Source organism: Thermodesulfitimonas sp. (assembly GCF_052743955.1).
The window spans coordinates 3081-7230 of sequence record NZ_JBRAIN010000088.1; the positions used below are offsets into that span (position 1 = coordinate 3081).

General features: G+C 56.7%; 5 protein-coding genes and 1 pseudogene. 1 reads left to right on the forward strand and 5 read right to left on the reverse strand.

Going from position 1 to position 4150, the window contains the following annotated elements; all coding sequences use genetic code 11:
• From ACUVTA_RS07675 to yabG, 3 genes and pseudogenes are all read right to left on the reverse strand, one after another.
• On the reverse strand, positions 1-229 hold a 229-nt coding region (locus ACUVTA_RS07675; RefSeq protein WP_445952367.1), incomplete at its 3' end, for a DUF3794 domain-containing protein.
• Positions 230-540: 311 nt separating this feature from the next.
• Complete coding sequence (locus ACUVTA_RS07680; RefSeq protein ID WP_445952368.1) at positions 541-828, reverse strand: hypothetical protein; 288 nt, start codon at positions 826-828, stop codon at positions 541-543.
• Between the two features lie 91 nt (positions 829-919).
• Positions 920-1775, reverse strand: a pseudogene (gene yabG, locus ACUVTA_RS07685) (sporulation peptidase YabG).
• 73 nt (positions 1776-1848) lie between these two features.
• Here yabG and ACUVTA_RS07690 point away from each other — a divergent pair.
• Positions 1849-2649, forward strand: coding sequence for a glycosyltransferase family 2 protein (locus tag ACUVTA_RS07690; RefSeq protein ID WP_445952369.1), 801 nt, complete (start codon positions 1849-1851; stop codon positions 2647-2649).
• Positions 2650-2655: 6 nt separating this feature from the next.
• On the opposite strand, the gene ACUVTA_RS07695 is transcribed toward ACUVTA_RS07690, so the two are convergent.
• On the reverse strand, positions 2656-3129 hold the full coding sequence (locus ACUVTA_RS07695) for a ribonuclease H-like YkuK family protein (protein ID WP_445952370.1): 474 nt from the start codon (positions 3127-3129) through the stop codon (positions 2656-2658).
• A gap of 63 nt (positions 3130-3192) precedes the next feature.
• Positions 3193-4050, reverse strand: a complete 858-nt coding sequence (gene rsmA, locus ACUVTA_RS07700; protein ID WP_445952371.1) for a 16S rRNA (adenine(1518)-N(6)/adenine(1519)-N(6))-dimethyltransferase RsmA — start codon at positions 4048-4050, stop codon at positions 3193-3195.
• Positions 4051-4150 lie beyond the last annotated feature (100 nt).

A 4150-nucleotide genomic window follows, 5' to 3' on the forward strand; every position in this document is an offset into this window, starting at 1 on the left:
GTATGCACGCTACGTAAGTAAGCTGAAGATCCACCCCACCCTCAACAAGAACCCTACCAGGGAAAATCTCGACTCGCTCCACCCGCGGCGTTCCTTTTATACTGAGAAGCGTTTCCACCCCGGGATGTTCCGGTCGCAGCGCCACTTCCTCCTCCTGCCTGAAAGTGGTAGCAGCCTCACCTACCACCTGACTTACCTTCAAAAATTCATACTTACCAGCGCACACCATAGCCAAAACCCTCCCCCAAAATACGTTCACCCTTATACCGACAGACCTTTATGGTCCGTTCCGCTCTTTCCATAGCAATATATGCGGGTAAAGATAAATTGTCGCCCAGAGCTGTCCGCTGATAGGGGCGCTAAAAATAATAAAGTAGGCGTAACCTGCCATTTTAGCATAAAATCGCAAGTCGGTAGGTACTATTGTAAACCGTAGGTGAACCAGGGCAGCGTTTTTTGCCCTAGGGCCTTATCTAACTTGGGCTGTAGCGGCAAGAATTACCGGATTAGGGACCAGAGTGGGGTACCACCGACCGGAAACTATGGTTTGTGGGAAAGTTCCAGGTCGCCTAGCTTCTCGATCAGTTTCCGAGCCTCGCCTGCCGAGGCACCACAGAGATCGACCTGCCGCCGGAAAAGTAGCTCCCTTAAGTGCCGGAGAGCCAGAAGAACCTCCTCCTGCCATATCAGGATGGCGGCATGACCCTCATTATAACCGAAACTTTTCCCGCGCTCAAACCCTGCCTCATAGCCCGCATCGAAGCCCTCCATGTACCCCTGATTGTAACCCGCTTGCCAGCCGATGCGAAACATCTCCTGCCGGTCCATGAAATCCCTTTTGCCTCCTCACCGGACAAGCCAACCTTACGTAAGCTTTCGTGTCGCCGGTCGCGTCCTTCTGTTCCTTAATCAATCTATGTCAGTAAGGCGACTTTGGCACCCCCAGGCGGAGCCGGCCCTGCGTCTCAATCCCGCCGATTCCGGCATAGCCCGTGATCGTATGTTCGATCACCTCCCGGAGAGGAACGGATTGGTGAACGGGTGTGTAAGCCACCCTTTCCGCAATAAAGACGGGGTCGAAGGCGTGGATCAGCACCCGGCGGGGGGAACTGGCAAAGTTTGCCCCGGCCGCAAGCAGCGCTTCGTAATGGGACTGGCAGGCACCGGCGAAGATTACCAGCGCGTCCCGGTCAGGCTCAAAAATCCTGGCAGCCCTTACAGCCGCAACAAAGTGACGCGAGTTACGGTAGCTGGTAAGATCCTTGAAATCGCCCTTCGTCGGCAGAAAACTGTCGTGACCCGTTACAATCAAAATATCGGGGAGGTATCGCGGCAGGAGTTCCGCCACGGCTTTCGGCTGTTTTTCTTCCGGAATTACGTAAGCATTTACTGGCACCCCCATTTGCTTAGGTAGTGATACAGAACTCTACGTAATCGCGGTCCCCGTCTATATGGAGAACCTTACCTGGAACCGTAAAGGCCTCGATGGTACCGCCATCCCGCATATTAGGGAAACCTTCGGTTCGCCTGGCCAGGCTACGCCGGATGATCTCGCTGTTCCGGAAAAAAACCTGCCGCCGATGCGCCGCTACTTCATCCGGCTTCAGTAGCACCAAATCTTCGAGAGGGGCATCGCAAACCAACCGGAAATCGAGGCCTTTCAAAAGCGCGTACTCTTTACCATCATCCCTGACAAAAAGATGCATGATCTTAAAGAGCACATCCATTTTATAAGAACGCCGGGCTACAACGTCACCCTCGCGGAAAGAAGCCATACCAACCGGTCCCCTCTGCCGTTTTTTACATATTATGTAAAAGAAGGATTAAACGCCAGAAGGGGATGAAAGCTTGCTTTGCGCGGTAGTGCCTGCCCATAACGAGGCCGGACGCGTTGGGAAGGTGATAACTAAACTCTTATCTTTACCGGTAGATCTGGTAATTGTGGTGGTTAACGGCTCAACCGACGGGACTTGGACCGAGGTAAAACATTTCCCGCCGGGTAAAATCAAGCCGGTTTTTTACGCCCCGGCCCTGGGGGTGGATGTTCCCCGGGCCGTTGGCGCAGCCTATGCCTTAAAGTTAGGGGCAAAGACCGCGCCTTTTGTGGACGGGGATATGCACCGCGTTCCCCTCAAGGTGCTCCGGCAACTAGCCGCTGCAGTAACCCGCGGTCTCGATATGGGGCTCACCGATTGCTACCCCCCGGATACCCCGCCGGCGGCGGAGCCCCTGGTACAGCAGATTGTGGCCTATCGCCGGGAGCTCAACGAAGCTCTCGGGCTCGCGCACCTCAGAGCAGCGTCCCCGAGCCACGGGCCTCACGCCGTCTCCCGCCGGTTCCTCGAAACCGTGCCGCTTGAAGAGCTGGCCGTTCCGCCCGTGGCCTTGTGTCTTGCCGCCCGTGCCGGGCTCCGGATAGGAGTGGCAGCCTACCTGCCTCATGTTGCGCTTGGTTCGCCGCCCCGCAGCCCGCTTCATTCGCTGCGGATCGGCGCCACCATCATCGGCAACTACCTGGAAGCCCTTGCCATCTGCCGGGAGCTGCCCCGCTCCCGCGAAAAGGACGGCGTTTGCTACGACGGCTACAACTCCGCGCGCCGGCGGGACCTTCTTGTCTCTTTCCTCAGGGAAATAAATGGCCCGGCATAAGCCGGGTCATTTTGTGTGCCTGTCCGCCACGGTCGAGGCGCCGTAAGCCTCCGGTTTGATCTTCGCCTTAAAGCCGCTTCCCACCACCATACCGACAACCTCCCGGATGAGCTCCCGTGTCTCCCCGTGATTTCCTACGTCGATATGGATCTCGATCTTCTGGTCCTCAAGACCGGCTGTATTGAGCGCCTGCGTTACCATGCCGCCGATTTCTAAGCTAAGGGAGGTTTCGAGAAAAATCCGCTGGCGGAGGCTCCTCACCTTCCGCTGGGTGCGTTTGCGGTAAAAGTAGCGCGCCCCTTTGCCCAGACGGTGCACGATTACCGCGGTGATAAAGAGGGTTTCGCCGTGAATCACCTGGGAATCGGAACCGATGATTATTTTATAGGCCGACGTGGGTAGCCCCCTGATAAACTCGATGATGTCGGTCATCATCTCGTTAAAGCTTAACTTCCCCTTCGTGGGGCTGACGAAGTTCATGGTTACCCCTTCTCTAGAATCCTTACACGACCATTATAACATAAAGCCGCGCTTTTTACTCTTTTACCTCTCGGCCAGGACTCGCGCTATCGCGGCGAACGCCGCGAGGTCAAGCGTCTCACCCCGCCGCTGCGGGTCAATGCCGGCCTGCTTTAAGACCGCCTCCCATTCCCGCCTATCCCGGCCGAGTCCCGCCGCCAGAGCATTCAGGAGCGTTTTACGCCGCTGGCCGAAAGCCGCCCGGACTACCCGGAAGAAAAGACCTTCATCGGGAACAGCAACCGGAGGCGCACTCCGGAGCTGCAGCTTAACCACCGCCGAATCCACCGCCGGCGCCGGGAAGAAGCTCCCTCTTGATACGACCGTTACCAGCTCGGCTTCGCTCCGGTACTGCGCCAAAACCGAGAGTGAGCCGTACTCCTTCGTCCCCGGGCAGGCGACCAAGCGCAGGGCCACCTCTTTCTGGACCATGACGACGAGCAGACGCACCGTAAAGTTGGTGTTCAGAAGACGTGTTAGAAGGGGGGTGGTGACGTAATAGGGCAGGTTAGCCACAACTTTATAGGGCAAGGTTCCGCCAGCAGCCCTAACAAGGGCGTCAAAGTCCGCCTTCAAGGCGTCCCCTTCAACCAGGAAAAGGTTGGGACAAGCCGAAAAGCGTTCTTTCAGCAGCGCAACCAGCGACCGGTCTATCTCTACGGCCACTACGTGGCCGGCCAGAGCCGTCAGGCGCGCGGTTAGCGCCCCGAGACCCGGTCCGATTTCTACCACGGTATCCGCGGGGGAGATTTCTACAGCCGCCACAATCTTTTCCAGGATTCCAGGATTGATAAGGAAATTCTGCCCCCAGCGCTTCCTGGGCCTGATACCGTACTGGCGCAGTAAGGCCCGCACCGTCGCCAGGGAAGTAAGCTCATCCAAAGCGGTTCCTCCAGCTTCAGGGTTTCTTACAAGGCTTATTATAGTAGAAACCGCTTGCAAAAATAAAAAGAAAAAGAGGGAGTACCCCCTCCAAAAATTT